25 protein-coding genes are annotated in these 26,129 nt (G+C 72.7%); 14 read left to right on the top strand and 11 right to left on the bottom strand.

Annotated elements, in window-relative coordinates:
- Positions 1-99 precede the first annotated feature (99 nt).
- From OG462_RS10680 to OG462_RS10670, 3 genes are all read left to right on the top strand, one after another.
- The gene (locus OG462_RS10680; RefSeq protein ID WP_406056739.1) at positions 100-552 is read left to right on the top strand and encodes a GNAT family N-acetyltransferase; all 453 of its coding nucleotides are present in this window, start codon (positions 100-102) and stop codon (positions 550-552) included.
- A 69-nt stretch (positions 553-621) separates the two neighbouring features.
- Positions 622-1,197 carry a histidine phosphatase family protein gene (locus OG462_RS10675; RefSeq protein ID WP_406056737.1) on the top strand — a complete coding sequence of 192 codons (576 nt, stop codon included), beginning with the start codon at positions 622-624 and terminating at the stop codon, positions 1,195-1,197.
- Positions 1,198-1,344: 147 nt separating this feature from the next.
- The gene (locus OG462_RS10670) at positions 1,345-2,511 is read left to right on the top strand and encodes a methyltransferase (protein WP_406056735.1); all 1,167 of its coding nucleotides are present in this window, start codon (positions 1,345-1,347) and stop codon (positions 2,509-2,511) included.
- Positions 2,512-2,603: 92 nt separating this feature from the next.
- Here the strand turns inward: OG462_RS10670 and OG462_RS10665 are convergent, their stop codons facing one another.
- The gene (locus tag OG462_RS10665; protein WP_406056734.1) at positions 2,604-3,008 is read right to left on the bottom strand and encodes a VOC family protein; all 405 of its coding nucleotides are present in this window, start codon (positions 3,006-3,008) and stop codon (positions 2,604-2,606) included.
- A gap of 130 nt (positions 3,009-3,138) precedes the next feature.
- Between OG462_RS10665 and OG462_RS10660 the strand changes: the two genes are divergently transcribed.
- Both OG462_RS10660 and OG462_RS10655 read left to right on the top strand, forming a co-directional pair.
- The gene (locus OG462_RS10660) at positions 3,139-4,158 is read left to right on the top strand and encodes an MDR family NADP-dependent oxidoreductase (RefSeq protein ID WP_406056732.1); all 1,020 of its coding nucleotides are present in this window, start codon (positions 3,139-3,141) and stop codon (positions 4,156-4,158) included.
- A 41-nt stretch (positions 4,159-4,199) separates the two neighbouring features.
- Positions 4,200-4,619: a MerR family transcriptional regulator gene (locus OG462_RS10655; protein WP_406056730.1), complete on the top strand. Its 420-nt coding sequence runs from the start codon at positions 4,200-4,202 to the stop codon at positions 4,617-4,619.
- A 135-nt stretch (positions 4,620-4,754) separates the two neighbouring features.
- Here the strand turns inward: OG462_RS10655 and OG462_RS10650 are convergent, their stop codons facing one another.
- From OG462_RS10650 to OG462_RS10625, 6 genes are all read right to left on the bottom strand, one after another.
- Positions 4,755-6,353, bottom strand: a complete 1,599-nt coding sequence (locus OG462_RS10650; RefSeq protein WP_406056728.1) for an ABC-F family ATP-binding cassette domain-containing protein — start codon at positions 6,351-6,353, stop codon at positions 4,755-4,757.
- Between the two features lie 164 nt (positions 6,354-6,517).
- A complete protein-coding gene (locus OG462_RS10645; protein ID WP_406056726.1) occupies positions 6,518-7,345 on the bottom strand; it encodes a sigma factor-like helix-turn-helix DNA-binding protein in 828 nt (275 codons plus the stop codon).
- An 86-nt stretch (positions 7,346-7,431) separates the two neighbouring features.
- The gene (locus tag OG462_RS10640) at positions 7,432-8,766 is read right to left on the bottom strand and encodes a M48 family metallopeptidase (protein ID WP_406056725.1); all 1,335 of its coding nucleotides are present in this window, start codon (positions 8,764-8,766) and stop codon (positions 7,432-7,434) included.
- Positions 8,767-9,062: 296 nt separating this feature from the next.
- Positions 9,063-10,517, bottom strand: coding sequence for an argininosuccinate synthase (gene argG / locus OG462_RS10635; protein ID WP_406056723.1), 1,455 nt, complete (start codon positions 10,515-10,517; stop codon positions 9,063-9,065).
- Positions 10,518-10,689: 172 nt separating this feature from the next.
- Complete coding sequence (locus OG462_RS10630; RefSeq protein WP_406056721.1) at positions 10,690-11,289, bottom strand: dihydrofolate reductase family protein; 600 nt, start codon at positions 11,287-11,289, stop codon at positions 10,690-10,692.
- A complete protein-coding gene (locus tag OG462_RS10625) occupies positions 11,286-12,173 on the bottom strand; it encodes a metalloregulator ArsR/SmtB family transcription factor (protein ID WP_406056719.1) in 888 nt (295 codons plus the stop codon). The genes OG462_RS10630 and OG462_RS10625 overlap by 4 nt, the downstream gene beginning before the upstream one ends.
- 249 nt (positions 12,174-12,422) lie before the next feature.
- On the opposite strand from OG462_RS10625, the gene argC reads away from it, so the two are divergent.
- The 5 genes from argC (at position 12,423) to OG462_RS10600 (ending at position 17,378) form a co-directional block, all read left to right on the top strand.
- On the top strand, positions 12,423-13,451 hold the full coding sequence (gene argC, locus OG462_RS10620; protein WP_406056717.1) for an N-acetyl-gamma-glutamyl-phosphate reductase: 1,029 nt from the start codon (positions 12,423-12,425) through the stop codon (positions 13,449-13,451).
- An 88-nt stretch (positions 13,452-13,539) separates the two neighbouring features.
- The gene (argJ, locus tag OG462_RS10615; RefSeq protein ID WP_406056715.1) at positions 13,540-14,706 is read left to right on the top strand and encodes a bifunctional glutamate N-acetyltransferase/amino-acid acetyltransferase ArgJ; all 1,167 of its coding nucleotides are present in this window, start codon (positions 13,540-13,542) and stop codon (positions 14,704-14,706) included.
- Entirely contained in the window at positions 14,703-15,626 is a 924-nt protein-coding gene (gene argB, locus OG462_RS10610) for an acetylglutamate kinase (protein ID WP_406056713.1), read from the top strand. The genes argJ and argB overlap by 4 nt, the downstream gene beginning before the upstream one ends.
- On the top strand, positions 15,626-16,840 hold the full coding sequence (locus tag OG462_RS10605) for an acetylornithine transaminase (RefSeq protein WP_406056711.1): 1,215 nt from the start codon (positions 15,626-15,628) through the stop codon (positions 16,838-16,840). Before argB ends, OG462_RS10605 begins: the two co-directional genes overlap by 1 nt.
- A gap of 7 nt (positions 16,841-16,847) precedes the next feature.
- A complete protein-coding gene (locus OG462_RS10600) occupies positions 16,848-17,378 on the top strand; it encodes an arginine repressor (protein WP_406056709.1) in 531 nt (176 codons plus the stop codon).
- A gap of 10 nt (positions 17,379-17,388) precedes the next feature.
- Here the strand turns inward: OG462_RS10600 and OG462_RS10595 are convergent, their stop codons facing one another.
- Genes OG462_RS10595 through OG462_RS10585 form a run of 3 tightly spaced genes read right to left on the bottom strand, consistent with a single transcriptional unit; the run spans position 17,389 to position 20,058 of the window.
- Complete coding sequence (locus OG462_RS10595; protein ID WP_406056707.1) at positions 17,389-18,081, bottom strand: L,D-transpeptidase family protein; 693 nt, start codon at positions 18,079-18,081, stop codon at positions 17,389-17,391.
- Between the two features lie 47 nt (positions 18,082-18,128).
- A complete protein-coding gene (locus OG462_RS10590; protein ID WP_406056706.1) occupies positions 18,129-18,728 on the bottom strand; it encodes a pyridoxamine 5'-phosphate oxidase family protein in 600 nt (199 codons plus the stop codon).
- Positions 18,729-18,771: 43 nt separating this feature from the next.
- Positions 18,772-20,058, bottom strand: coding sequence for a hypothetical protein (locus tag OG462_RS10585; RefSeq protein ID WP_406056704.1), 1,287 nt, complete (start codon positions 20,056-20,058; stop codon positions 18,772-18,774).
- Between the two features lie 227 nt (positions 20,059-20,285).
- Between OG462_RS10585 and argH the strand changes: the two genes are divergently transcribed.
- The 3 genes from argH to OG462_RS10570 all read left to right on the top strand — a co-directional run bounded on the left by argH (position 20,286) and on the right by OG462_RS10570 (position 23,937).
- Positions 20,286-21,713 carry an argininosuccinate lyase gene (gene argH / locus OG462_RS10580; RefSeq protein WP_406056702.1) on the top strand — a complete coding sequence of 476 codons (1,428 nt, stop codon included), beginning with the start codon at positions 20,286-20,288 and terminating at the stop codon, positions 21,711-21,713.
- 131 nt (positions 21,714-21,844) lie between these two features.
- Positions 21,845-22,396: a TetR/AcrR family transcriptional regulator gene (locus OG462_RS10575; protein ID WP_406056700.1), complete on the top strand. Its 552-nt coding sequence runs from the start codon at positions 21,845-21,847 to the stop codon at positions 22,394-22,396.
- Entirely contained in the window at positions 22,393-23,937 is a 1,545-nt protein-coding gene (locus OG462_RS10570) for an MFS transporter (RefSeq protein ID WP_406056698.1), read from the top strand. The genes OG462_RS10575 and OG462_RS10570 overlap by 4 nt, the downstream gene beginning before the upstream one ends.
- Before the next feature lie 71 nt (positions 23,938-24,008).
- Here the strand turns inward: OG462_RS10570 and OG462_RS10565 are convergent, their stop codons facing one another.
- Positions 24,009-24,680 carry a lysophospholipid acyltransferase family protein gene (locus OG462_RS10565; protein WP_406056696.1) on the bottom strand — a complete coding sequence of 224 codons (672 nt, stop codon included), beginning with the start codon at positions 24,678-24,680 and terminating at the stop codon, positions 24,009-24,011.
- A gap of 220 nt (positions 24,681-24,900) precedes the next feature.
- Between OG462_RS10565 and OG462_RS10560 the strand changes: the two genes are divergently transcribed.
- Positions 24,901-26,103: a glycerophosphodiester phosphodiesterase gene (locus OG462_RS10560; RefSeq protein WP_406056694.1), complete on the top strand. Its 1,203-nt coding sequence runs from the start codon at positions 24,901-24,903 to the stop codon at positions 26,101-26,103.
- The last annotated feature ends 26 nt before the right edge of the window (positions 26,104-26,129 follow it).

The raw sequence follows: 26,129 nt of genomic DNA, 5'->3' as shown, positions 1-26,129 counted from the left end.
CCGCCCGGGGAGTTCGCCCGTCCCAGCCCGGTCCCGTCGGGTACCCGGCCCCCGGCAAATTCACCTGACAAGACCCGGAGTCACTGGAACGCTTCGGCCATGAGCGACAGCACGACCACGGACACCCCCGTCATGCACGGGGCGTACGAGATCTCAGCCGACCCGGCACGGATCGACGCCGCCCGCGTGCACCACTGGCTGTCCACGGACTCCTACTGGGCCCACGGCCGACCTCGGGAGAAGCAGGACCGGGCCATCGCGGCGTCACTCAACCTCGGTGCCTACGTCCGCGAGACCGGTGAGATGGCCGCCTACGCGCGCGTCGTCACCGACTACGCCACCTTCGCCTGGCTCTGCGACGTCTACGTCGACCGCCCGGCCCGCGGCACAGGCCTCGGCACCGCGCTCGTCACCGCCGTCCGCGACCGTCTCGCGCCGTACGGACTGCGTCGCATCATGCTCGCCACCGCCGACGCGCACGGTGTGTACGAGAAGGTCGGTTTCACGCCACTACAGAATCCGGACAAGTGGATGGCTCTCGGGCAGCAGTGAACCGGAGCCCCTCCGGCCCCGGGGAATGACCCCTTGACCTGCGGAGCCTTCGGCCTCACGATCGCGCCCATGGGTCTTCGGGTGACGCTCGTCACGGCGGCACGCAGCTCCTCCCTGCTCGCCGAACGCTTCGACGACGACCGGCCACTGGACGAGGCCGGCTGGTACGAGGTGCAGCAGGCCGCGCCCGCGCTCGTCCCGCTCGGCGCGGCCGAACTCCGCTACTGCTCCCCGACGCCGCGCAGCCGTGCCACCGGCACCGCCCTCGGCTACGCGCCCCTCGCCCAGCCCGCGCTCCGCGACTGCGACATGGGCCGCTGGCGCGGCCTGACCCTCGCCGAGGTCGCCGCCCTCGAACCGGCCGCCGTCGACGCCTGGCTCACCGACGCCCGTACCGCCCCGCACGGCGGCGAACCGCTCCTCGCCTTCATCACCCGGATAGGGAACTGGCTCGACACCCGCCCCGCCGACGACGGCGCCATCGTCGCCGTCGCCGAGCCCTCCGTCGTACGGGCCGCCCTCGTGTACGCCCTGAAGGCGCCACCCGCCACGTACTGGAACGTCGACGTCCGCCCCCTCTCCACCGTCACCCTCACCGGCCGCCCCGGCCTCTGGCACCTCCAGCTCGGCGCGGCCCTCCACTGACCCGTCATCCCGCGGCGCGGCGGCCGGGTGCGGGCCCCGCGAACGCCCGGAGCCTCCTCGCCGGCCTCAGGGAGGGACCCGTCGTTGCCGCCGGCGAGCACGTGGCGGGGGGAGAGAGTGCCCGCGACCGGCTAGCCTGAGAGCACGATGAACCGTTTGACCACGTCATGGGGCGCCTTCACGCTGACCCGCCATCCCGAGGACCCGCGCGATCAGCTGCGCGCCTGGGACGCGTCCGACGAGTACCTCCTGGGCCGGCTGGCCGAGGAGGGTACCGACCTGTCCGGCACCGTCGCCGTCCTCGGCGACCGCTGGGGAGCCCTCGTCACCGCACTCCAGGCCGCCGGCCCCGGAGAGCTCGTCCAGATCTCCGACTCGTACCTCGGCCGGCAGGCCACGCGCGCCAACCTCGCGCGCGCCGGGGCCGCCCCGGACGCCGTCCGGCTCCTCACCACCCAGGACCCGCCGCCCGAGCGGATCGACGTCCTCCTCGTCCGCGTCCCCAAGAGCCTCGCGCTCCTGGAGGACCAGCTGCACCGGCTCGCACCCGCCGTGCACGAGGGCACCGTGATCATCGGCACCGGCATGGTCAAGGAGATCCACACCTCCACCCTGCGGCTCTTCGAGCGGATCCTCGGGCCCACCCGTACCTCGCTCGCGGTGAAGAAGGCGCGGCTGATCGACACCACGCCCGACCCCGCCATCACCCCGCGCCCGAACCCCTGGCCGCACCGGTACGACCTCCCGGCGGACACACCCGCGCCCGGGCTCCCCGGTCTGACCGTCACCAACCACGCCGGGGTCTTCTGCGCCGACCGCCTCGACATCGGCACCCGCTTCCTCCTCGCGAACCTGCCCGGCGGCATCGGCAGGGCACGCGTCGCCGACCTCGGCTGCGGCAACGGCGTGGTCGGCCTCGCCATCGCCCTCCACGAACCCGACGCGGAACTGGTCTTCACCGACGAGTCGTACCAGGCGGTCGCCTCGGCCGAGGAGAACTTCCGTACCCACGTGGGCGACCGACGCAAGGCCGAGTTCATCGTCGGCGACGGGCTCTCCGACCTGCCCGCCGGCTCGGTGGACCTCGTCCTCAACAACCCGCCGTTCCACACCCACCAGGCCACCACCGACCGTACGGCCCGCCGGATGTTCACCGACGCGCGGCACGCGCTGCGGCCGGGCGGCGAACTGTGGGTCATCGGCAACCGCCACCTCGGCTACCACGTCACGCTCCGCCGCATCTTCGGCAACAGCGAACTGGTCGCGAGCGACGCCAAGTTCGTGGTCCTGCGCGCGGTGCGGACCGCCGCCTAGGGCCGGCCCGTCCGGCAGATCAGGGTCGGACAGGCCCTGGACCTGCCACCGATCCTTCGGACGGGGCGCGGCCTTCGGGCCGCGCCCCGCCGTCATCTGCCCCAGGTGCGGGAGCACAGGACGAGCCGGTACCCGTCGGGATCGGCGACGGTCACGCCGTACTCGTCCCAGTACGGGTTGTGCGCCGCCACCCGCGTCCCGCCGGCGGCGAGGAGCCGCTCCACCTGCTCCTCCTCCACGGGCGCCCCGAGATAGACCACGAACAGGTCGTCGACGGTTGGGGCCGGCTCCAGCGGACGCTCGGGATCACGGGTCAGCTCGAAGTGCCAGCTGCCGTCCGCGGGCCCGACCATGAGCAGATCGTGCTTGCCCGGCACCCGCTCGGTGCTCCGCCACACCACGTCGAGCCCGAGCCCGTCGACGTAGAACCGCTCGGCGGCGGCCAGGTCCCGCGAGGGGCGGGCGACCCGTACCCGGGTCAGCGCATCGATGATCATGTCTCCAGGCTAGGTGCTGCTCCGTCGATCCTGCCTCCGGGATCTCCCCCGCCCTCCACGGACTTGACCCTGACGTGCGGGTCAGGGTTTACGGTCCGGCCGACCCGATCCCCTCCTCCTGGAGCACCCCATGGCCACCCACCGCGAGATCCGGCTGCGCAACCGTCCCGTTCACGGCCTCCCCGGACCCGAGCACCTCGACCTCGTCCGCACCGAGCGCCCGGTGCCCGCGCCCGGCGAAGTCCTCGTTCGGAACCGCTGGTTCGCGGTCTCCGCCGCGCTGCGGACCCTGATCGGCGGCGGTGTCGCCGGTGCTCCCTTCCCGCCCGTCGAGCCGGGCGACCCGCTCTTCGGCGCGGCCGTCGGCGAGGTCGTGTCGAACGCGTCCGACGGTGGTCCGCGCCCCGGAGAGCTCGTCTCCCACTGGCAGGGCTGGCGCGAGTACGCGTGCGTGCCGGTGGGCTCCTGCACGCCGCTCGGCGAGGACCTGCCCGACCCGGTCGCCCATCTCTCGCAGGGCTGGACGGCGTACGCGGCCCTCACCCGGGGCGCGGAGGTACGCGCGGGGGACACGGTCCTCGTGACCGGCGGCGCCGGCGCCGTCGGGACGATGGCCGGGCAGATCGCCCGGCTCCTCGGCGCGGGCCGGGTGATCGGCAGCACCGGGTCGCCGGCCAAGGCCGAGCGGCTCGTCGCCGAACTCGGCTACGACGCGGCGCTCGTCCGAGGCTCGGACGTGCCGTTCGCCGCGCAACTCGCCGAGGCCGCGCCGGAAGGCCTCGACGTCATCCTCGACACGGTCGGCGGCGAGCAGCTGAGCGCAGCGGTCACGGCGGCCCGCCCCGGGGCCCGAGGGGTCCTCGTCGGCGCGCTCTCCGGACAGCTCGACCCCGAGGGGACCGGAGCCACCGCGCGCGTGGAGCTCGATTCGTACCCCCTCGTCCTCAAGCGGATCTCACTGCGCGGCTTCAGCCCGCTGGACCACCCGGAGACGGAGGGCGAGTGGCGGGCCCGTTTCGGCGACTGGCTCCGGGGCGGGTCGATCACCTTCCCGCACGTACGGGTGGCGGGCATGGAACGGGCCGCCGAGGCGTTGCGTGAGGTGATGCGGGGACGCCATCTCGGCGCGGTCGTGGTCGAGTTGGTGTGACGTGACCGGGGAGTGCCGGAGACGACGGAGGGCAGGGCGGTATGCGGATCGGTGACGCGGCAGCGGCGGCGGGGACCACACCCCGGGCCCTGCGCTTCTACGAGCAGCGCGGACTCCTCCCGCCACCGGTCCGCACCCCGACCGGCCAGCGGCGCTACGGCCCGGACGACGTGGCGCGCGTCCGGGTCGTGCGCGAACTCCTCGCCCTCGGCCTGACGATCGAGGACGTACGCGCGTGCGTGGACCGCCTGCCCCTCCTGGACGTGGCGGCACTGCGCTCCCGCCAGGTCCCGGAGGGCGTCTGCGTCCAGGCGTCCCCGGTCGTGAGCCGCAGGATCGCGGCCCTCGACGAGGAGATCGCCCGTCTCACGCGGCTGCGCGACGAACTGGCGTCCCGCTCGGCCCCACCGCCCGGCACCGGCCTGGCGAGGCAGGCCGCCCTCCCGGTCGCACCGGGCTGACGGCCGTGCCGGGCCGGGCCGAGCCGACGGGCCCACCGACTGCCCGGCCGACCGACTGGCCGCTCCGCCGATCCCGACCGGGCCGCCGACCACGCACGACCCGCCGATCACGCCCGGCCGACCTCGGGCCGGCCGTCAGGCCAGGCCCACGAGCCCCCGGTACTCCTCGCTCCACAGGTCCTCGTCCGCGTCCGGCAGCAGCAGGACCCGCTCGGGGCGCAGGGCGTCGAGTGCTTCCTCGTCGTGCGTGACCATCACGATCGCGCCCGGGTACGTGCCCACCGCGGCCAGGACCTCGTCGCGGGAGGCGGGGTCCAGGTTGTTCGTGGGCTCGTCCAGGAGCAGGACGTTCGCACCCGAGTGGACCAGGGCCGCCAACGCGAGGCGGGTCTTCTCGCCGCCCGAGAGCACCCCGGCCGGCTTGTCCGCGTCGTCGCCCCGGAACAGGAACGCGCCCAGGACCGCCCGTACCTCGCCGTCCGTCAGATGCGGAGCCGCGTCGGCGAGGTTCTCCCGGACCGTACGGCCCGGATCGAGCGTGTCGTGCTCCTGGGCGAAGTAGCCGAGCCGCAGCCCGTGCCCGCGCACGACCCGTCCCGCGTCGGGGGTCTCCTGCCCGGCGAGGAGCCGCAACAGGGTCGTCTTGCCGGCCCCGTTGAGACCGAGCACGACAAGTCGGCTGCCCCGGTCCACGGCGAGGTCCACCCCGTCGAGCACCGGGCCCGCCCCGTACGCCTTGGTGAGCGCGACCGCCCCCAGCGGCATCCGGCCGCAGGGCGCGGGTTCGGGCAGCCGGATGCGGGCGACCCGTTCGGCCTGGCGGGCCGGGTCGAGCCCGGCGAGCATCCGGTCGGCCCGACGCGCCATGCTGCGGGCCGTCGTCGCCGTCGCCACCCGGGACTTCATGCGGTCCGCCTGCGCGTGCAGCGCCGCCGCCTTGCGCTCGGCGTTGGCACGCTCGCGCACCCGGCGCCGCTCGTCGGACTCCCGCTGGGCGAGGTACACCTCCCAGCCGGTGTTGTGGACGTCGAGCGCGGCGCGCGCCGGGTCGAGGTGGAAGACCCGGTTGACGGTGTCGGCGAGGAGACGCACGTCGTGGCTGATCAACACGAGACCGCCCCGGTGGGCGGCGAGGTGGCCACGCAGCCAGCCGATCGAGTCGGCGTCCAGGTGGTTGGTCGGCTCGTCGAGCAGCAGGGTGTCGTCGCGGCCGTGACCTGCGAAGAGGATCCTGGCCAGTTCGACCCGGCGCTTCTGGCCGCCGGACAGCCGGCCGACGGGCCGGTCCATGACTTCGGCGGGCAGCCCGAGGCCGGCGGCGACCCGGGCGGCCTCCGCCTCGGCCGCGTAGCCGCCGCCCGCCTCGAAGGCGGACTCGGCCCGGTCGTACGCGGCGAGCGCCCGCGCGTCGGGTGCCTCACCGAGCCGGCGGGCGGCCTCGGCGAGCCGCCGGACCGCCTGGTCGAGGCCGCGCGCGGAGAGAATCCGGTCGGTGACGGTCAGGGTGGGGTCGGCGGCTCGCGAATCCTGGGCGAGATGCCCGACGGAGCCGGTGCGGGTGACGGTGCCGGCGGCAGGGGTGCGCAGCCCGGCGAGGGTGTCGAGGAGGGTGGTCTTGCCGGCGCCGTTGCGGCCGACGAGGCCGATCCGGTCGCCGGGGGCGATGTGGAAGGAGACGCCGGACAGCAGGAGCCGGGCGCCGACGCGCACGTCGGCACCACGAACGGTGATCATGGAGTAACGCTCCGAAAAGGCTTGAGGACACACGGGTGGCGTGGGAGTGAGTCCTCAGCTAGGAGATTCGGGGCATAGACATGCTCCCGACGCTAACGGAGGAGGGTGCCCCGGCGCACCGGACTTTCGTCCCGAGCCCGCCCTCCCCGCCCGGCGACGCCCCGTCACCCATCGGGAAACGCCAGGTCCAGCGCGCGTACCCGGTCCTCCCCGGTGGTGACGGACAGGGTGACGATCCGGTCCCGGCGCAGGGTGAACGCCACGGCGGAGACCGGCCGGCCGTCGACGTAGGCGACCGCCCCGACGGCCCCGTCGACCAGCGCGGGCCGGGCCACGTCCGCGAACCGCGCGAACGCGGCCGCCCCCTCGGCGACGGCCGGCGCGCCGTGCACCGGGCCCCGCTCGGAGTAGGCGATCACGTCCGGGTCGAGGACGGCCGCGAGCACGCGGGCGTCACGCGCGCGTGCGGCGGCCAGGAAGCGTTCCACCACCGCCCGCTGCCGCCCCGCGCCCCCTTCGGTACGTGCCGCCCCGTGCCCCCGGACCCGCTCCCGGGCCCGCCGGGCGAGCCGTGCCACCTCCTCGGGGGAGCCACCGGTGATGCGCGCCGTCTCGTACGGCGGCAGCCCGAACACGTCGTGCAGCACGTAGGCGAGCCGCTCCTCGGTGCCCAGGGACTCCAGTACGAAGAACAGCGCGAGCCATACGGATTCGACCCCGGCCCCGGTCGCGTCACCGCTCGCGCCCCGCCGGCCGGGCCCGTCGCCCGCAGGCCGCTTCCGAAGCCCCCGCACACACTCCTGAGCGACCAGTGCCGTCAGCCAGACCCGTAGCGACGCCCCGTCGTCCCGTCCCAGCCCCGCCCGCACCGCCGCGAGCGCCTCCTCGGCCTCGGCGGGCGAGCCCGTCATGCGCAGGGCCACGCGCCGCAACTGCTCCTCGTGGACGTCGAAACGCCCGGCCAGGGCGGTCGGAAAGGTGTCGTCGTGCATGGCGCCTCGCTCCTCGTCGGTTCCTTCACCGCGTTGACGTGAGGACCCACCGCGATGTGACAGAACCGGCCGCCGCCGTCGTGGAGTCAGCCCCGTACGAGCTCCCGGGCGATGGTCAGCCGAGCCCCGGCGAGCTCCGCATCCACCTCCACGGCCCTCGGCGGGGCCAAGACGATCCCGGCCTCGACCCGCGTGCCCCGCGTCAGCCTCCGGTGGCGGAGATGGGTCGGCGGATGCGTGGAGTCCACCTGGTGCCCGCGCCGCTCCGCGACCCGGCGCAGCCGCTCGTACTCGCGCTCGGGCACCGACGCGGCATGGGCGGCCAGGCGTTCCCACAGCCCTTCGGCCGGATCCTCGCGGCGTGCGCCGCCGATACGGGTCCGCGCCGCCACGGATTCCCGGGCGAGTTCGCCGGCGACGCTGCCGGCGATGAGGAGCCGGTCCATGAGCGCGGCAGCCGCCTCCGTGCCCGCCGCCCGCGCGGCGGCGGAGTCGGCGAGATACTCGGCGCGCTGCGCATCGCGCAGGGTCAGATGCTCCAGGACGACGAGGACGCCGTCGACGAGCAGCCGGGGCGGAGCGGTCATCAGGTTCACGAAGTGGTCCATCAGGCTCTCGGTCTGCTGCGGAGCCAGGGTGTAGCGCCAGGTGCCGAGGGAGTGGAACGCGTTCCCGACGAGGAGGGAGCGCCGGGTGTCCCCGTGGGAGTAGTGCCCGAACTCGTGGCCGAGGAGCGCGATGCGCTCCTGCGGGGTCAGGATCTGCCACAGTCCGAGACCGATGTGGAGCACGCGTCGCTGCCGTATGCCGTACGTGCTGACCGAGGCATTGGCGTCGGCGTCGATCACCACGGCGACCACCCCCGTCGTGCCGACGCTCTCCGCGACCTCGTCGAGGAGGGCGAAGAGCCGGGGCGCGTCCGGCCTGCGCAGGACCGGCCGGTGCTTCTCGGCCTTCGTGAGGCTGCTGAACCGGGGCCGGAGCACGGCGGCGAGGCCGAGCGCCAGGGCCCCGAAGGCAGGCAGGAAGCCTTCGCCCCAGCACGCGACGATCAGCCACAGTCCGCCCGCGAGCAGCGCGAGGGTCACGCCGTGCACCGCCACCGCGAGCCCCACGGCCAGGCCGCCGGCCACCCCGCGCCGGGACGTGGGCCGGTGCGCGGCGGATTCGCCGCGTGCCCCGGAATCCTGGGGCTCACCGAGTTCCGTGAGTTCGGCGAGGAGTTGCTCCCCGTCCCGCCGGGCCAGGCGCCGCCGCAGCCGCTCGACGCGCCCCGGCGTCTCCTCGTCCCGCACCTCGGGGTCCACGTTCCAGTCGCACGCGGCACACCAGGTGACGTACCGCCCGCCGTCCGCCACGTGGGCGCCGCACTCGGGGCAGTCCCGTACCGCCGTCGCGACAGCGGGTGCCGTCTCTGTCATTCCGTACTCCCCCCGGGGCGGGCCGTTCACGGCTCCGCCCCCTTCTGATCATCCTGTCTCCGCAAGCGGAGCCCCGCGCATTATTTCCGGGGGGAGTGCGGGGGAGGCAAGGGGCCGGGACAACGGAAGGCCGGCTCGACGCGGGGGACGTCGAGCCGGCCTTCCGGGGGTGCCGAGCGTGGCGCTCGACGGGGGTGCCGAGCGTGGCGTTCGACGGGGGTGCCGAGCGTGGCGTTCGACGGGGGCGAGCACGGCACTCGACGGGGGTGGCGAGTGCCGTGCTCGACAGGGGTGGGTCAGTCCGTGCCGAACTCCATCGCGGCGCGGTCCAGCATCTCGTCCTCGTCGGCGGCCTCGCCGCGGGACGCGATGGCCTCCGCGCCACCCTCGGGAAGCTCCGTCAGGGTGCCGATAAGACCGGTCGCGGCCGCCTGGGCGGCACCGATCGCGGGGCTGCCGGTGCCGAGCAGGCCGAGGCCCGCGTACTGCTCCAGCTTGGCGCGGGAGTCGGCGATGTCGAGGTTCCGCATCGTGAGCTGGCCGATCCGGTCCACCGGCCCGAAGGCCGAGTCCTCGGTGCGCTCCATGGACAGCTTGTCCGGGTGGTAGCTGAACGCCGGGCCCGTCGTGTCGAGGATCGAGTAGTCCTCGCCGCGCCGCAGCCGCAGCGTGACCTCGCCGGTGACGGCCGCGCCGACCCAGCGTTGGAGCGACTCCCGCACCATCAGCGCCTGCGGGTCCAGCCAGCGGCCCTCGTACATCAGCCGGCCGAGGCGCCGTCCCTCGTTGTGGTACTGGGCGAGGGTGTCCTCGTTGTGGATCGCGTTGACCAGCCGCTCGTACGCCGCGTGCAGCAGGGCCATGCCGGGCGCCTCGTAGATGCCACGGCTCTTGGCCTCGATGATCCGGTTCTCGATCTGGTCCGACATGCCCATGCCGTGGCGGCCGCCGATGGCGTTGGCCTCCATGACGAGGTCGACGGCGGAGGCGAACTCCTTGCCGTTGATGGACACCGGCCGGCCCTGCGCGAAGCCGATCGTGACGTCCTCGGTCTCGATCTCGACCGACGGGTCCCAGAACCGCACGCCCATGATCGGCTCGACGGTCTCCACGCCGGTGTCGAGGTGCTCCAGCGTCTTGGCCTCGTGGGTGGCACCCCAGATGTTGGCGTCGGTGGAGTACGCCTTCTCGGTGCTGTCGCGGTACGGCAGGTCGTGGGCGACCAGCCACTCCGACATCTCCTTGCGGCCGCCGAGCTCCGTCACGAAGTCCGCGTCCAGCCAGGGCTTGTAGATCCGCAGGTGCGGGTTGGCGAGCAGACCGTAGCGGTAGAACCGCTCGATGTCGTTGCCCTTGAAGGTCGAGCCGTCGCCCCAGATCTGGACGTTGTCCTCGAGCATGGCCCGGACGAGGAGGGTGCCGGTGACGGCCCGGCCGAGCGGGGTGGTGTTGAAGTAGGCGCGGCCGCCGGAGCGGATGTGGAACGCCCCGCAGGTGAGTGCGGCAAGACCCTCCTCGACCAGCGCTGCGCGGCAGTCGACCAGGCGCGCGATCTCGGCACCGTAGGTCTTGGCGCGGCCGGGCACCGAGGCGATGTCGGGCTCGTCGTACTGGCCGATGTCGGCGGTGTAGGTGCACGGGATGGCGCCCTTGTCGCGCATCCATGCGACCGCGACGGAGGTGTCGAGGCCGCCGGAGAAGGCGATGCCGACGCGCTCGCCGGCGGGCAGGGAGGTGAGGACCTTGGACATAGGAAGAGTATGCATCATCTCGCATGGTCATGCAAAGGGGTGCCGGTGGGCGAGTGTGGAATCGCCTCGTCCGGCACCCCGTGGGGCCCGTTCCGTCGGGCCCGGCACGCTGTTCCGTCGGCCCGACGCGCATGACTGTCGGTCGTAGGGCCAGCATGCGCCGTCGTGGCGCTCAGCGCACCCGGTCGTAGACCAGGGCCGTCTCGCCCAGCTCGCCGGTCTCCTGGCGGGTGAGCTTCCATCGCGAGCCGGGCAGGCCGTCGTCGAAGAGCCGCTGCCCGCCCCCGGCGATCTCCGGGCAGATCAGCAGGTGCAGCCGGTCGATCAGATCCGTGGCGAGGAGTGCCTTGGTGATGCTCGGGCTGGTGTTGACCAGGATGTCGCCCTCGCCGCCGGCCTTGAGCTCGGCGACGACATCGGCGGCCGGGGCGTTCGCCACGCGCGCGCGTTCCCACGGGGCTTCGGCGAGGGTGGTCGACAGGACCACCTTCTCCGTGTCGACGAGCCACTTCGCGTATCCGCGGTCGCGCGGGTCGGCGTTCTCGTCCGCCGCGACCGTCGGCCAGTACCCCAGGAAACCCTCGGCGTTGACGCGGCCGAGCAGCGCGGTCGTCGCGTTCTCCCAGATGCGGGTGAGGTGGTTCCGGGCGACCTCGGTGGTGGCGTACGGGAGGATCGCGGAGATGTCTCCCGGCCCGCCGGGGCCGTTGTAGCGCCCGTCGAGGGTCAGGGCGATGTTGGCGGTCACCTTGCGTCCGGTGGGGCTGGTCATGGCTGTGCCTGCTTTCCTTCGGTGCGGGCTGCTGGGGGAGTCGTGCCGTGAGCTGCGCCGACGGCGGTGACGAGCTTGTCGAGGCTCTGGCCGAAGCCGATCTCGATGCCCGCGATGAAGTCGGCGGAGTCGACCGTGCTGTCGGTGATCCGGTAGCGGACGTCGAGGTCCGTGCCGGAGCCGGTCCCGGTGTCGGCGGGCCGGAGGTCGAAGTCGACGTGGGCCGTGAAGGCGGGGCTGCCGTCGGGCAGGCGGGGGGAGAGCCGGTAGGCGAGTCGCTCGCCGGGGTGTGCGGTGTCGACGACACCTTCCCCCCGGCCGGCGGCCGGGTCGGTCCCCTCGGTGTCCTCGGCGTCGCGGTACTCCAGGAGGATGCGCCCGCCCGGCCGGGCCTCGAAGACGAGCTCGGAGACGCGCAGGTCGTCGGGTGTCCACCAGTGGGTGAGCAGGGCGGTCTCGGTCAGGTGCCGCCAGACCGCCTCGGGCCCGCCGGTCAGTGACCGGTGGAACCGGAACGACCGATCGTCCGCCCATCCCGGCTCCTCCGCCGCCAGCCGCTCGCTCGCGAGGCTGAGCCCGTAACGCTCGTACGTCTCACGCGACCCGCCGGCCTCCTCTGCGGTGTCGGCGAGTCGGCCGAGCGCGGCCGCCAGATCCCGCAGGGGGCCGGGCCGGAGGGCGTAGACCCGGCGCTGCCCGGAGCGCTGGGAGGTGACGACACCGGCCCGCTCGAGCGTCTGCAGATGCTTGGTCGTCTGCGGCTGCCGCGCCTCGGCGAGCTGGGCGAGGACGCCGACCGGGCGGGGCCGCTCGGCCAGCAGGCGTACGAGCCGCCAGCGGGCCGGGTCGGCCAGTGCGGCGAGGAGGGGGTCGGCGTCGTCCATGAGGGCAAGTATTCTCTGCAGAGAATATTCCTGTCAAGGAATATAAGGGCTCCCGCCCGATGTGAGCAGCCTGATGTCGCGCGGCGCGGCGTCCCGCGACGGGCGTGAGCGAAAGGCGGGCGCGCGCCAAAATGGAGGTGGAGGGCGGGTCGCACCTCCGGGCGCGCCTGCGGGGCCGGCGCTCACCGCACGTCGTTGCATAAAACTGCGACGACACGTATAGTCATGCCATCCATGAGGAGGGTTTCGATGACGGTACGAGTAGCAGTGGCGGGTGCGAGCGGATACGCGGGCGGAGAGCTCCTGCGTCTGCTTCTCGCCCACCCCCACGTGGAGATCGGCGCCCTGACCGGCCACTCCAACGCCGGCCAGCGACTCGGGGCCCTTCAGCCCCACCTGCTGCCGCTCGCCGACCGCGTCCTCGTGCCCACCACCGCCGACGAGCTCGCCGGGCACGATGTCGTCTTCCTCGCCCTGCCGCACGGCCAGTCCGCCGCCGTCGCCGAGCAGCTCGGCCCGGACGTCCTCGTCGTCGACATGGGCGCCGACTTCCGGCTCAAGGAGCCCGCCGACTGGGAGACGTACTACGGCTCCCCGCACGCCGGAACCTGGCCGTACGGGCTCCCCGAACTGCCGGGTGCCCGCACCGCCCTTGAGGGGTCCAAGCGGGTCGCGGTGCCCGGTTGCTACCCGACCGCCGTCTCGCTCGCGCTCTTCCCCGCGTACGAGAACGGGCTCGCCGAGCCCGAGGCCGTGATCGTCGCCGCCTCCGGGACCTCCGGCGCCGGCAAGGCGGCCAAGCCGCACCTGCTCGGCAGCGAGGTCATGGGCAGCATGTCCCCGTACGGCGTCGGCGGCGGCCACCGCCACACGCCCGAGATGATCCAGAACCTCAGCGGACCGGCGGGGGAGCGGGTCACCGTCTCCTTCACGCCGACCCTGGCACCGATGCCCCGCGGCATCCTCGCCACCTGTACCGCCACCGCGAAGCCGGGCGTCACCGCCGAAACCGTACGGGCCGCGTACGAGAAGGCCTTCGCGGACGAGCCGTTCGTCCACCTGCTCCCGGAGGGGCAGTGGCCGGCGACGGCGTCCGTCTACGGTTCCAACGCCGTTCAGGTACAGGTCGCGTACGACGCGGCGGCGAACCGGATCATCGCGATCAGCGCCATCGACAACCTCACCAAGGGCACCGCCGGCGGCGCGGTACAGAGCATGAACATCGCCCTCGGGCTCCCCGAGGACACAGGACTTTCCACGATCGGAGTCGCGCCGTGAGCGACGCACGCTCGGCCACCGGTCCGCAGACGAGGACGAAGCCCGCACCGCTGCGCCGCGCGGGCGGAGAAGCGAACGGAGAAGCACAGTGAGCGTCACCGCAGCGAAGGGATTCACGGCAGCGGGCATCGCCGCCGGGATCAAGCAGAACGGCAACCCGGACCTCGCCCTCGTGGTCAACACCGGGCCCCGCCGCGCCGCCGCGGGAGTCTTCACCTCCAACCGCGTCAAGGCCGCCCCCGTCGTCTGGTCCCAGCAGGTCCTCGCCGACGGCGAGCTGACCGCCGTCGTCCTCAACTCCGGCGGCGCCAACGCCTGCACCGGCCCCCGGGGCTTCCAGGACACCCACGCCACCGCAGAGAAGGTCGCCGAGGTCCTCAGCGCCAAGGGCACGGACGTCGGCGCCGGCGAGGTCGCCGTCGCGTCCACCGGCCTCATCGGCCTCCTGCTCCCCATGGACAAGCTCCTCCCCGGCGTCGAGAAGGCCGCGGCCGAACTCTCCGAGCACGGCGGCGAGAAGGCCGCCATCGCCATCAAGACCACCGACACCGTCCACAAGACGTCGGTGGTCACCAAGGAGGGCTGGACGGTCGGCGGCATGGCCAAGGGCGCGGGCATGCTCGCCCCCGGCCTCGCCACGATGCTCGTCGTCCTCACCACCGACGCCGACGTCGACGCCGAGGGCCTGGACAGCGCGCTCCGGGGCGCCACCCGCGTCACCTTCGACCGGGTCGACTCCGACGGCTGCATGTCCACCAACGACACCGTCCTCCTCCTCGCCTCCGGCGCCTCCGGCGTCACCCCGGCGCAGGACGCGTTCACCGAGGCCGTACGGGAGGTCTGCGACGACCTCGCCCGCCAGCTCATCGGCGACGCCGAGGGTGCCAGCAAGGACATCCGTATCGAGGTGATCAACGCCGCCACCGAGGACGACGCCGTCGAGGTGGGCCGGTCCATCGCCCGTAACAACCTCCTCAAGTGCGCCATCCACGGCGAGGACCCCAACTGGGGCCGGGTGCTCTCCGCCATCGGCACGACGCAGGCAGCCTTCGAGCCCGACGAGCTCAACGTCGCCATCAACGGCGTCTGGGTCTGCAAGAACGGCTCCGTCGGCGAGGACCGCGAACTCGTCGACATGCGCTACCGGGAGGTCACCATCACCGCCGACCTCGCCGCCGGCACCGAGTCCGCGGTCATCTGGGCGAACGACCTCACCGCCGACTACGTCCACGAGAACAGCGCGTACTCGTCATGAGCGACCCCAGGGATCCGGCGGAAAGCACGACCCGCAAGCACAAGGCGCTCCCCAAGGCCCAGATCCTCATCGAGGCCCTGCCCTGGCTGACGCGGCACAACGGCAAGACGGTCGTCATCAAGTTCGGCGGCAACGCCATGATCGACGAGGACCTCAAGGCCGCCTTCGCCCAGGACGTCGTCTTCCTGCGCCAGGCCGGCCTCAAGCCGGTCGTCGTCCACGGCGGCGGCCCGCAGATCAGCGCCGCCCTCGACCGGCACGGCATCGTGAGCGAGTTCAAGGCCGGCCTGCGGGTGACCACCGAGGACGCCATGGACGTCGTACGGATGGTCCTCGCCGGCCAGGTCCAGCGCGAGCTCGTCGGGCTGCTCAACCAGCACGGCCCGCTCGCCGTCGGTCTCACCGGCGAGGACGCCCACACCATCACCGCCACCCGGCACAGGCCGGTCGTGGACGGCGAGCAGATCGACATCGGCCGGGTCGGTGAGATCACCGCCATCGACACCGGCGCCATCCAGGCGCTCCTGGAGGACGGCCGGATCCCGGTCATCTCCTCCATCGCCCGCTCCCAGGACGACGGACATGTCTACAACGTCAATGCTGATACGGCGGCTGCGGCACTCGCTGCGGCGCTGGGCGCCGAGACGCTGATGGTGCTGACCGACGTCGAGGGCCTCTACGAGGACTGGCCGAACAGCGACGAGGTCATCAGCCGGCTCACCGCGAGCCAGCTGGAGAAGCTGCTGCCCGAGCTCTCCAGCGGCATGGTCCCCAAGATGGAGGGCTGCCTGCACGCCGTACGGAACGGGGTCACCACGGCCCGCGTGATCGACGGCCGGGTCCAGCACTCGATCCTGCTGGAGATCTTCACCGACGAGGGCATCGGCACGATGGTCGTGCCGGACGGACAGGGGGACTGATGAGCGGCACCACGGAGCCCGGCAACGAGCAGCTGACCCAGCGGTGGCAGGGCTCGCTGATGAACAACTACGGCACCCCCCGGCTGCCCCTCGTCCGCGGTGAGGGCGCCAAGGTCTGGGACGCCGACGGCAAGGAGTACCTCGACTTCGTCGGCGGCATCGCCGTCAACGCCCTCGGGCACGGCCACCCGGCGATCGTCGAGGCCGTCACCCGCCAGATCCAGACCCTCGGCCACGTCTCCAACCTCTTCGTCGCCGAGCCCCCGGTCGCCCTCGCCGAGAAGCTCCTCGCGCTCTTCGGCCGGGCCGGCAAGGTCTTCTTCTGCAACTCCGGTGCGGAGGCCGTCGAGGGCGCGTTCAAGATCGGCCGGCTCACCGGCCGCTCCCACATGGTCGCCACCCAGGGCGGCTTCCACGGCCGGACCATGGGCGCCCTGGCGCTCACCGGCCAGCCCGCCAAGCAGACCCCGTTCCTGCCGCTGCCCGGCGACGTGACACATGTGCCGTACGGAGACGTGGAGGCGCTGCGCGCCGCCGTCACCGAGGACACCGCCCTCGTGATCATCGAGCCCGTCCAGGGCGAGAACGGCGTCGTCGTCCCGCCCGCCGGCTACCTGAAGGCGGCCCGGGAGATCACCCGCGCGACCGGCACCCTCCTCGTCCTCGACGAGGTGCAGACCGGCATCGGCCGGTGCGGCCACTGGTTCGAGTACCAGGCCCACGAGGGCGTCGAGCCCGATGTCGTCACCCTCGCCAAGGGCCTCGGCGGCGGCCTCCCGCTCGGCGCGACCGTCGCCTTCGGGCCCGCCGCGGACCTCTTCGGTCCCGGTCACCACGGCACCACCTTCGGCGGCAACCCGGTCGCGTGCGCCGCCGGACTCGCCGTTCTCGACACCCTCGGCGCCGATGCGGCCCTCGACCACGTGAAGGCGGTCGGGGAGCGGCTGAGGCAGGGAATCGAAGGTCTGAACCACCCGCTGGTCTCCCACGTCCGTGGTGCGGGCCTCCTGCTGGGTATCGTGCTCACGGAGTCCCTCGCACCTCAGGTGCAGCAGGCGGCTCAGGACGCCGGCCTCCTGGTGAACGCGCCCGCCCCCGATGTCGTACGGATCATGCCTCCGCTGGTCCTCACCGACGCCGAGGCGGACGCCTTCCTCCAGGCCCTGCCCGGAGTCCTCGACGTGGCGAACGGGCAAGGACGAACCGGAGAATGAGACGACGATGACCGACGCGCAGGAGAACGAGCACGGCGGGCCGTCCGTTCCGCAGACCCGCACCGCACGCCACCGCAGGATCGTCGACATCCTCAACCGGCAGCCGGTGCGCTCGCAGAGCCAGCTCGCCAAGCTCCTCGCGGACGACGGGCTGAGCGTCACCCAGGCGACGCTCTCCCGCGACCTCGACGAGCTGGGCGCGGTGAAGATCCGCAACACCGGCGGCGAGCTGATCTACGCGGTGCCCAGCGAGGGCGGTTTCCGCACCCCGCAGGCCCCGCTCGGCGAGTCCGCCAAGGAGGAGCGCATGCGGCGCCTCTCCGGCGAACTGCTGATCTCCGCCGAGGCGTCCGCCAACCTGGTGGTCCTGCGGACCCCGCCGGGCGCCGCCCAGTTCCTCGCGTCGGCCATCGACCAGGCCGAACTCCGCGCGATCCTCGGCACGATCGCGGGTGACGACACGCTGCTGCTCATCAGCCGCGACCCGGTGGGCGGCCAGGCGCTCGCGGACCACCTGCTGAAGCTGGCGCAGAAGTGAGCCTCGGAGTTCAGTAGCGCGTGATCGCCGTCGGACCGCCGCCCCGCGTTCCGACGGCGATGTGAGGCCGGCGCGCGGGATCGGCCCAGGCGAGCACCGCGCGCATCGCGTCCGCCGGAACGGAGACGCAACCGGCGGTCGCCCCGCGCCCGTTGACGTGCAGAAAGATTCCGGCCCCGCGCCCGCGTACCGGCCGGTCGTAGTTGAAGCCGATGACGAGTCCGTACGCGTACTGCCGGCGGTACGTGACCAGATGCTCGGCCTCGGCGGCCCGGCAGTCCCGGGGCAGCCCCTCGACCCAGCGGTTGTACGCGCGGGAGTCGTTGTCCTGGCACCACCAGGACCGTTCGGTCACCCGCGCGTAGCGGTACGAGGTCCCCGCGGGCGCGGGCTCGATCCCGAAGGCGTACGGCAGCCGGTAGAGCCCGGTGGGCGTGGTGTTCGTCCCCTGCCGCCGCAGCCCGCCCTCGGCGAGCCCCTTCGCCCCGAACCGGGCCGACGCCGACCCCGCCACCACCCACCGCCCGCCGCGCCGGTCCCACCAGGTCAGGGTGCCCGTCGTGGAACCGGTCCCGGCGGCCTCGGCGGTGATCAGCTGGGAGCCCCCACCGGTGTCCGCCATGCGCGCGGGCAACGGAGCGGGGGTGGGCGCGGCGCCGAGGGAGAGCAGGGCGGCGGCGCCGAGAGCGAGAAGGGTGCGCATGGGCGCGAGGCTAGGCCCGCGTCCCGCACCCCGCGCGCGGTACGGGGCTAACCGGCGGGCAGCGGCGGCAGCGGGAGCGGCAGCGCCGGGAGCCCGTCGAGGCTGGTCGCGATGTGGTCCTTGCGCACGCAGTACGCGTTGAACTCGTCGTCCGTCTTCCGGTTGAAGTACTCGGCGTGCAGCGACCGGTCCTCCTGGTACTCCATCAGCGGAACGGCGTACCCACAGGCGTCACTGACCCGCCGCGCGTGCACGACGATGATCGCCCGCGCACTGCCCTGCCCCTCGACGGCCTCGGCCGGGAACCGAGCGAACAGCTCGCCCCAGCGCGGATCGTCCCGCAGCACGGCCTCCCCGCTCCCGTGCACCCGCACGACGGTCGGCGGCCCGGAGAACGCGGTCCACATGAGAGTGATCCGCCCGTTCCCCGGCTCCCGCAGATGCGCGACGGTCTCGGCGCTGCTGCCACCGAAGTCGATGTAGGCGAGAGTCAGTTCGTCGAGCACCACGAGGGTGCCCTTGCGCCCCTTGGGAGAGAGGTTGACGTGCCCGTCGCCGGCGAGGGGAGCGGTCGCGGTGAAGAAGACGGGCTGGTCCTCGATGAAGGCACGGAGCCGTCCGTCGATATGTTCGTATGTCTTACCCATGACGGCATTCTGCCCACTCCCGTCGGCCGGGAGCGCTGCCGTCTCAAGCGCCGGTCGCCCGACCGCGGTTGCGCCCGAGGACGAGACGGAGCACCCGGAGCGCCCATGCGCCCGGCTCCGGGCCCGCCGAGTCGATCGGTACGTCGACCGGTACGGCGCCTGGTGTGCCGGCCGGTGTGTCGGCCGGTGTGTCGATCGGCACACCGGCCGGGGCATCGGACGGCACCTCGCCCGGAAGATGGTCGGCCCGGGGGGCCAGCGCCTTCGCGGTCTCACCTACGACCCGCCGCGAACTGTCGTCGAGCAGTGGTACGAGCCTCTGGGGCCGGACGGCGTCAAGCAGCCGCAGCCCCACCACGGCGCCGGCCCGCACCCGGGGCCGGTCGTGATCGATGAGCGCCCAGAGCGTCGGCACGTCCGTGGCCCGGTCGCCGCACTCGGCAAGACCCACCGGAGCGAAGTGGGGCGTCCGGTCCCCGGCCGCGCAGGCGGCCCGGTACAGCGGCAGGGGATCCGTACCCGCCTGCCGCAGTGTCCAGCGGGCGCAGGCCCGTACGAGCGCGGAGCGGTCGTACAGGAACGGCTCGGCCTCGGCGGCCCGCCCGCCCCGGCGCAGCGCCGTGACGCCCGCCGCGCGCACGCGGCCGGTCCGGGAGCCCAGCAAGGGGGCGAGGACGGTCTCGTCGACGGTGTCGCCCGCGGCGGTGATCGCCGCGCTCGCACACAGGTCCTGGACGACCACGTCGGGGTCCGTGGCCGCAGTCGTCGCGAGCCGGGCGGGGGAGAGGAGGCCGCGCTCGACGGCGACCCGGTGCGCGAGCCGCCGGACCGCCCGGTCCTCGTACCCGAGCAGGGCGGTCGCATCGGCCTCCGGTCCCTCGCGCAGAAGCCGGACCAACAGCTCACTCGCGGCGTTCCCGCGCCCCCGCCCGGCCACCCGCAGGGCGACGGCGGTGATGGGGCCGAGAGCCTCGGGCGACAGGCCCGGCAGCTCCGCACCCAGCACGGCGCGCGCCCGTGCCCGTACCGGCTCGGCCCAGTCGGCGCACCGGATCACCACCAGGGGCAGCAGCGCGGGGGCGCCCGGCGCGTACGCGAGGGCGGCTTCCCTGATCCGGCCGTCGGGGCCGCACAGGGCGATGGCCAGCTCCGGATCGGTGGGCAGACGGCTCTGCGTGACGCCGGGGAACCAGACGTGGGTGGGCGGGACGCGGCCCCACCGGAGCGCACCTCGGATGTGCTCGTCGAGCTCGGCCCACGCACCCGTGTCGCCCAGGTCGAGGGCTCGGGCGACGTGGTGTTCGAGCTCGTCGAAGGCGCTGTTCCGCATGGTCGGAGCCTAGGTGGCGCGCCGGCGGTGGCGCCCATGGATTTCGGGCCCCGGGGCAGCGCGTTGACAAAACATACGGTGGATTGCATAGTTATGCCTACGTCAGGGTGATGTCGGCGCCGCCGCCGACCCTGGCGTGACCCGCCCCCGTTGAACAGGTCGCCGCCTCGTCCCGCGTACGGACGAGGCGGTGACGGTAGTACCCACTCTCCCGAGGAGCAGCAGCTGTGAGCAGCAACAACGGTGACGTCCGGCTCTGGGGCGGACGGTTCGCCGACGGGCCCGCCGAGGCCCTGGCGAAGCTGTCCGCGTCGGTCCACTTCGACTGGCGTCTCGCGCCGTACGACATCGCCGGTTCCCGTGCCCACGCGCGCGTGCTGCACAAGGCCGGGCTGCTCACCGAGGACGAGCTGACCCGGATGCTCGCCGGTCTCGACCAGCTGGAGGCGGACGTCGCCGACGGCTCCCTCGTCGGCACCATCGCCGACGAGGACGTCCACACCGCCCTGGAGCGGGGTCTCCTGGAGCGCGTCGGCCCGGACCTCGGCGGCAAGCTGCGCGCCGGCCGGTCCCGCAACGACCAGGTCGCCACCCTCTTCCGGATGTACCTGCGCGACCACGCCCGGATCATCGGCGGCCTCGTCGCCGACCTCCAGGACGCCCTCGTCGGCCTCGCCGAGACGCATTCGGACGTCGCCATGCCCGGCCGTACGCACCTTCAGCACGCCCAGCCGGTGCTCTTCGCCCACCACGTCCTGGCCCACGCCCAGTCCCTCTCCCGGGACGCCGAGCGGCTGCGGCAGTGGGACACCCGGACGGCGGTCTCCCCGTACGGCTCCGGCGCCCTCGCCGGCTCCTCCCTCGGGCTCGACCCGGAGGCGGTCGCCAAGGACCTGGGCTTCGAGCGTGGTTCGGTCGGCAACTCGATCGACGGCACGGCCTCCCGCGACTTCGTCGCCGAGTTCGCCTTCATCACCGCGATGATCGGCATCAACCTCTCGCGGATCGCGGAGGAGATCATCATCTGGAACACGAAGGAGTTCTCCTTCGTGACCCTGCACGACGCCTTCTCCACCGGCTCGTCGATCATGCCGCAGAAGAAGAACCCGGACATCGCCGAGCTGGCCCGTGGCAAGTCGGGTCGCCTCATCGGCAACCTCTCCGGTCTGCTCGCCACGCTCAAGGCGCTCCCGCTCGCCTACAACCGTGACCTCCAGGAGGACAAGGAGCCGGTCTTCGACTCCTGTGACCAGCTGGAGGTCCTGCTCCCCGCCTTCACCGGCATGATGGCCACGCTCACGGTCAACCGGGAGCGCATGGAGGAGCTGGCCCCGGCCGGCTTCTCGCTCGCGACGGACATCGCGGAGTGGCTGGTCAAGCAGGGCGTGCCGTTCCGGGTGGCGCACGAGGTGGCCGGCGAGTGCGTGAAGGTGGCGGAGTCCGAGGGCAAGGAGCTGGACGAGCTGACGGACGAGCAGTTCGTCAAGATCTCGGAGCACCTCACCCCCGAGGTCCGCACGGTCCTCAACGTCCCCGGCGCCCTCGCCTCCCGCAACGGCCGCGGCGGCACCGCCCCCTCGGCGGTCGCCACCCAGCTCGTCGAGGTCAAGGCGGACCTGGTGATCCAGCACGCCTGGGCCACCGCGAAGAACTGACCCTGTAGTCCTAGAGCGCCGCCGCCCTCCATTCGGGAGGGCGGCGGCGCTTTCTGTCGTACGTATGGGCTTCGCGAGACCCTCGCGTGTCCAGTGAGACAACAACGTCTCATTCGGTGTATGGTCGTCTCATGTCAGTCGATCGCACCCAGGTGCTCCACAGCGCCGCCGCCCTGCTCTCCCGCAAGGCGACCGCCACCATGGACGAGGTCGCGCGGGCCGCCGGGATCGGTCGGGCCACGCTGCACCGGCACTTCGCCGGGCGCGATGCCCTGGTCAGGGCTCTGGAGGAGCTCGGGCTCCAGGAGCTGGAGGCGGCCGTCGATCAGGCCCGCCTCGACGAGGGGCCCGCCGACGAGGTCGTACGACGGCTCGTCGCCGGGGTGGAGCCGATGGCTCCGCTGCTGTCGTTCCTCGTGACCGAGAACCAGCTCTTCGAGGGCGACCAGCAGAACGACGGCTGGGCCCGCCTCGACGCCCGGGTCTCCGACCTCTTCCGGCGCGGCCAGGAGCAGGGCACCTTCCGGATCGATCTGACCCCCGCCTGGCTCACCGAGGCCCTCTACGGGCTCATCGGTTCCGGCGCCTGGGCCGTGCAGGACGGCCGGGTCGCCGCCAAGGACTTCCAGTACATGATCGTCGAGCTGTTGCTCGGCGGAGCGCGCAGGAGCGTGGAGAAGTGAGCACCAGCACCATCAAGCACCCGGACCATATCGAGGGCGTGCACCGCCCCGGCCGGTGGCTCGCCCTTTCCGTCCTCGTCCTGGCCGTCCTCCTCGTGGCGGTGGACGCCACGGTGCTCGGCCTCGCCACCCCCTTCCTCTCCGAGGACCTCAAGCCGTCCGGTACCCAGCTGCTCTGGATCGGCGACGTCTACTCGTTCGTCATCGCCGGACTCCTGGTCTCCATGGGCAGCCTCGGTGACCGCATCGGCCGCAAGAAGCTGCTGCTCATCGGTGCCACGGCCTTCGGTGCCGTCTCCGTCCTGAACGCCTACGCGACCAGCCCCGAGATGATGATCGTGGCCCGCGCGCTGCTCGGCGTCGCCGGCGCGACCCTGATGCCGTCCACCCTGGCGCTCATCCGGAACCTCTTCCACGACCCGCGCGAGCGCAGCCTCGCCATCGGCATCTGGGGTGCCATGGCCTCGGCCGGTGCCGCCGTCGGACCGGTCGTCGGCGGTTTCCTCCTGGAGCACTTCTGGTGGGGTTCGGTCTTCCTCATCAACCTGCCCGTGATGGCCGTCCTCGTCCTCGTCGGCATCAAGATGATCCCCGAGTCGAAGAACCCGAACCCGGGCCCCTGGGACCTGCCGAGCGTCATGCTGTCCCTCGTCGGCCTGATCGGGATCGTCTACGCGATCAAGGAACTGGCCTCGCACGGCCTCTCCGTCGACGCGGGCGTCGCCGCCCTCCTCGGAGCCGCCGCCCTGACCTGGTTCGTCCGCAGGCAGCTGACCCTGCCCGCGCCGCTCCTGGACATGCGTCTGTTCCGCCACCGCGGCTTCTCGGGCGCCGTGCTCGCCGACCTGCTGACCATCCTGGGCCTCTCCGGCCTGGTGTTCTTCCTGTCCCAGTTCTTCCAGCTGGTGCAGGGCCGCCAGCCCCTGGAGGCCGGACTCGCCGAACTCCCGGCGGCGGTCGGCGCGGTCACGGCCGGTCTGATCGCGGGTCTGGTGGCCCGTCGCTTCTCCGTACGGTCCGTGGTCGCCGGCGGTCTCGCGGCGGTCGGCCTCTCGCTCGCCGTCCTGACGACGATCGACCAGAACACCGACTACCCGCTGCTCGGCGCCGCCCTGCTCGTCGTCGGTGTGGGCGCGGGCTTCGCCTTCACCGTCACGGCCGACGTGATCCTCTCCAGCGTCCCGAAGGATCAGGCCGGATCCGCGTCCGCGGTCTCCGAGACTGCATACGAACTGGGCGCCGCGCTCGGTATCGCCGTCCTCGGTTCGATCGTGACCGGCGTCTACCGGGACTTCGCCACCCCGGCCGGTGTCTCCTCCGACATCGCGTCCGCCGCCCACGAGTCGCTCGGCGGCGCGGTGGAGGCCTCCGGCGCCCTCGCCCCGGACACGGCGACGGCCCTGGTGTCGGCCGCCCAGGAGGCCTTCGTCGACGGTCTGCGGATCGCGGCCGGCGTCGGCGCGACGGTCCTCCTCGCGACGGCGGTCGCGGCCTGGTTCCTGCTCAGGGGCCAGAAGCTGGAGGACGGCGTCGAGCACTGACGCGCGGGAGATGTGACGGTGCCCCGTACAGCCAGGCGGCTGTACGGGGCACCGTCACATCTGTCCGGTGGTTACGCGGCCTTCGCCTTGGTGGCGTACATGTCCACGTACTCCTGCCCGGAAAGCCGCATGACCTCGGCCATCACCGAGTCCGTCACCGCCCGCAGCACATAGCGGTCGCGGTCCATCCCGTCGTACCGCGAGAACTCCATCGGCTCGCCGAAGCGGACCGTGACCTTGCCCGGGCGCGGCAGCCCCGCCCCGCCCGGCTGGATCTTGTCGGTGCCGATCATCGCGAACGGCACCACCGGCGCGCCCGTCATCAGGGTGAGCCGCGCGATGCCCGTACGGCCGCGGTACAGGCGGCCGTCGGGGGAGCGGGTGCCCTCCGGGTAGATCGAGAAGATCTTGCCCTCTTCGAGGATCCGACGGCCGGTCATCAGGGCCGCCACGCCGCCGCGGCCGCCGTCCCGGTCCACCGGGATCATGCCGACGCTGGTGAAGAACCAGGCCATCGCCCGGCCCTTGATGCCCTTGCCCGTCACGTACTCGTCCTTGCCGATGAAGTAGACCGGACGGTCCAGGCAGATCGGCATGATCATCGAGTCGATGAAGGTCAGGTGGTTGCCCGCGAGAATCACGGGACCGGTCCCCGGGATGTTCTCGGCGCCCTCCACGCGGGGGCGGAACATCAGGCGCATGACCGGCCCGAGCACTGCCTTGATGATCGCGAGACGGGACAACGGTTCCTCCGGTGGGACGCGGGTCAGTCGAGCTGACGGTGCAGCTGGCGACGATACTCGCGGGTCACCTCTGTGCGCACATCGGGTTCACCGAGTGGATACGCAGTGTTGACGTGTGTTTCCGCCATGTTCGGCGTAGGTCTGCCGCCCGTAGGGCCCCGATGCCTAGCGTCGGGGGCACCCGTCGACAGGTGCGGGAGATGACACAGGAGGACACTTCATGACCCAGGGCGAACGCCGGACCCCGGCCCGGCGCACGGTTCTCGGAGCGGCGGGCGCCACCGTCCTCGGCGCCTCCACGGCCCTCGCCGCCGGCACCGGCGCGGCACAGGCCGCAGCGTCGCAGACCCCCGACCTCGCGACCGCCGGGGCGGACCGCGCCCACGGCCACGGCCGCGGCTACCGTTCCCTCCCCATCCCCACCGTCATCGCCCACCGCGGCGCCAGCGGCTACCGCCCCGAGCACACCCTCGGCTCCTACCGGCACGCCCTCGACCTCGGCGCCCACGTCATCGAGCAGGACCTGGTGCCCACCAAGGACGGGCACCTGGTCTGCCGTCACGAGAACGACATCACCGGCACCACCGACGTGGCCGACCACCCCGAGTTCGCGTCCCGGAAGACCACCAAGAGCGTCGACGGCGTCTCGCTCACCGGCTGGTTCACCGAGGACTTCACGCTCGCCGAGCTCAAGACCCTCAGGGCCAAGGAGCGCATTCCGGCCGTCCGCCAGGAGAACACCCTCTACGACGGCCGCTGGACGATCCCCACCTTCGAGGAGGTGCTGCGCTGGGCCGAGGAGGAGGGCCGCCGCCGGGGCCGCGAGATCTGGCTCCATGTCGAGACCAAGCACCCCACCTACTTCCGCTCCCTCGGCCTCGGCCTGGAGGAGCGCCTCGCCAAGCTGCTGCGCCGGTACGGCCGCCACCGCGCGAACTCCCCGGTCTTCCTGCAGTCCTTCGAGCCGAGCAGCATCCAGCGCCTCGCGAAGCTGGTCGACTCGCCCGGCGTGGTGCTGCTCTCCGGTGCGACGAGCCGCCCCTGGGACTTCGTCCAGGCCGGTGACCCCCGCACGGTCGCCGATCTGGTCACGCCCAAGGGCCTGCGCTGGATCGCGTCGTACGCCAAGGGCATCGGCCCCACGCTCGACCTGGTGATCCCGAAGGACGCGAGCGGCCGCCTCGGCGATCCGACCACCCTGGTCCGCGACGCGCACGCGGAGGGCCTGATCCTGCACCCGTACACCCACCGCAACGAGAACTCCTTCCTGCCCGCGGACTTCCGCAGGGGCACGGACCCGACGGCGTACGGGGACTCCTTCGGTGCCCTGAAGCGGTACCTGGAGACGGGGATCGACGGCATCTTCTCCGACAACCCGGACACCGCCCTGCTGGGCGCGGCGGACTTCACCGCCCGCGACTGAGTCCGGATGCACCACTGAGTCCGGAG

Origin of the sequence: Streptomyces sp. NBC_01077 (assembly GCF_045162855.1) — a bacterium.
In the GTDB taxonomy this organism is placed as follows: domain Bacteria; phylum Actinomycetota; class Actinomycetes; order Streptomycetales; family Streptomycetaceae; genus Streptomyces.
Note: the sequence above shows the minus strand (reverse complement) of the source record. Positions and strands in the feature narration are given on the sequence as shown.

Bases quoted from the DNA above. Each gene is read 5' to 3' on its own strand.
- OG462_RS10665 (WP_406056734.1), bottom strand. From the start codon at position 3,008: ATGATCATCGATGCGCTGACCCGGGTACGGGTCGCCCGCCCCTCGCGG.
- OG462_RS10575 (WP_406056700.1), top strand. From the start codon at position 21,845: ATGTCAGTCGATCGCACCCAGGTGCTCCACAGCGCCGCCGCCCTGCTC.
- argG (WP_406056723.1), bottom strand. From the start codon at position 10,517: ATGTCCAAGGTCCTCACCTCCCTGCCCGCCGGCGAGCGCGTCGGCATC.
- OG462_RS10650 (WP_406056728.1), bottom strand. From the start codon at position 6,353: ATGATCACCGTTCGTGGTGCCGACGTGCGCGTCGGCGCCCGGCTCCTG.
- OG462_RS10625 (WP_406056719.1), bottom strand. From the start codon at position 12,173: ATGGACGACGCCGACCCCCTCCTCGCCGCACTGGCCGACCCGGCCCGC.
- OG462_RS10585 (WP_406056704.1), bottom strand. From the start codon at position 20,058: ATGCGGAACAGCGCCTTCGACGAGCTCGAACACCACGTCGCCCGAGCC.
- OG462_RS10590 (WP_406056706.1), bottom strand. From the start codon at position 18,728: ATGGGTAAGACATACGAACATATCGACGGACGGCTCCGTGCCTTCATC.
- OG462_RS10660 (WP_406056732.1), top strand. From the start codon at position 3,139: ATGGCCACCCACCGCGAGATCCGGCTGCGCAACCGTCCCGTTCACGGC.
- OG462_RS10560 (WP_406056694.1), top strand. From the start codon at position 24,901: ATGACCCAGGGCGAACGCCGGACCCCGGCCCGGCGCACGGTTCTCGGA.
- argB (WP_406056713.1), top strand. From the start codon at position 14,703: ATGAGCGACCCCAGGGATCCGGCGGAAAGCACGACCCGCAAGCACAAG.
- OG462_RS10680 (WP_406056739.1), top strand. From the start codon at position 100: ATGAGCGACAGCACGACCACGGACACCCCCGTCATGCACGGGGCGTAC.
- OG462_RS10605 (WP_406056711.1), top strand. From the start codon at position 15,626: ATGAGCGGCACCACGGAGCCCGGCAACGAGCAGCTGACCCAGCGGTGG.
- argC (WP_406056717.1), top strand. From the start codon at position 12,423: ATGACGGTACGAGTAGCAGTGGCGGGTGCGAGCGGATACGCGGGCGGA.
- OG462_RS10640 (WP_406056725.1), bottom strand. From the start codon at position 8,766: ATGACAGAGACGGCACCCGCTGTCGCGACGGCGGTACGGGACTGCCCC.
- OG462_RS10655 (WP_406056730.1), top strand. From the start codon at position 4,200: ATGCGGATCGGTGACGCGGCAGCGGCGGCGGGGACCACACCCCGGGCC.
- OG462_RS10670 (WP_406056735.1), top strand. From the start codon at position 1,345: ATGAACCGTTTGACCACGTCATGGGGCGCCTTCACGCTGACCCGCCAT.
- OG462_RS10630 (WP_406056721.1), bottom strand. From the start codon at position 11,289: ATGACCAGCCCCACCGGACGCAAGGTGACCGCCAACATCGCCCTGACC.
- OG462_RS10600 (WP_406056709.1), top strand. From the start codon at position 16,848: ATGACCGACGCGCAGGAGAACGAGCACGGCGGGCCGTCCGTTCCGCAG.
- OG462_RS10645 (WP_406056726.1), bottom strand. From the start codon at position 7,345: ATGCACGACGACACCTTTCCGACCGCCCTGGCCGGGCGTTTCGACGTC.
- OG462_RS10675 (WP_406056737.1), top strand. From the start codon at position 622: ATGGGTCTTCGGGTGACGCTCGTCACGGCGGCACGCAGCTCCTCCCTG.
- OG462_RS10595 (WP_406056707.1), bottom strand. From the start codon at position 18,081: ATGCGCACCCTTCTCGCTCTCGGCGCCGCCGCCCTGCTCTCCCTCGGC.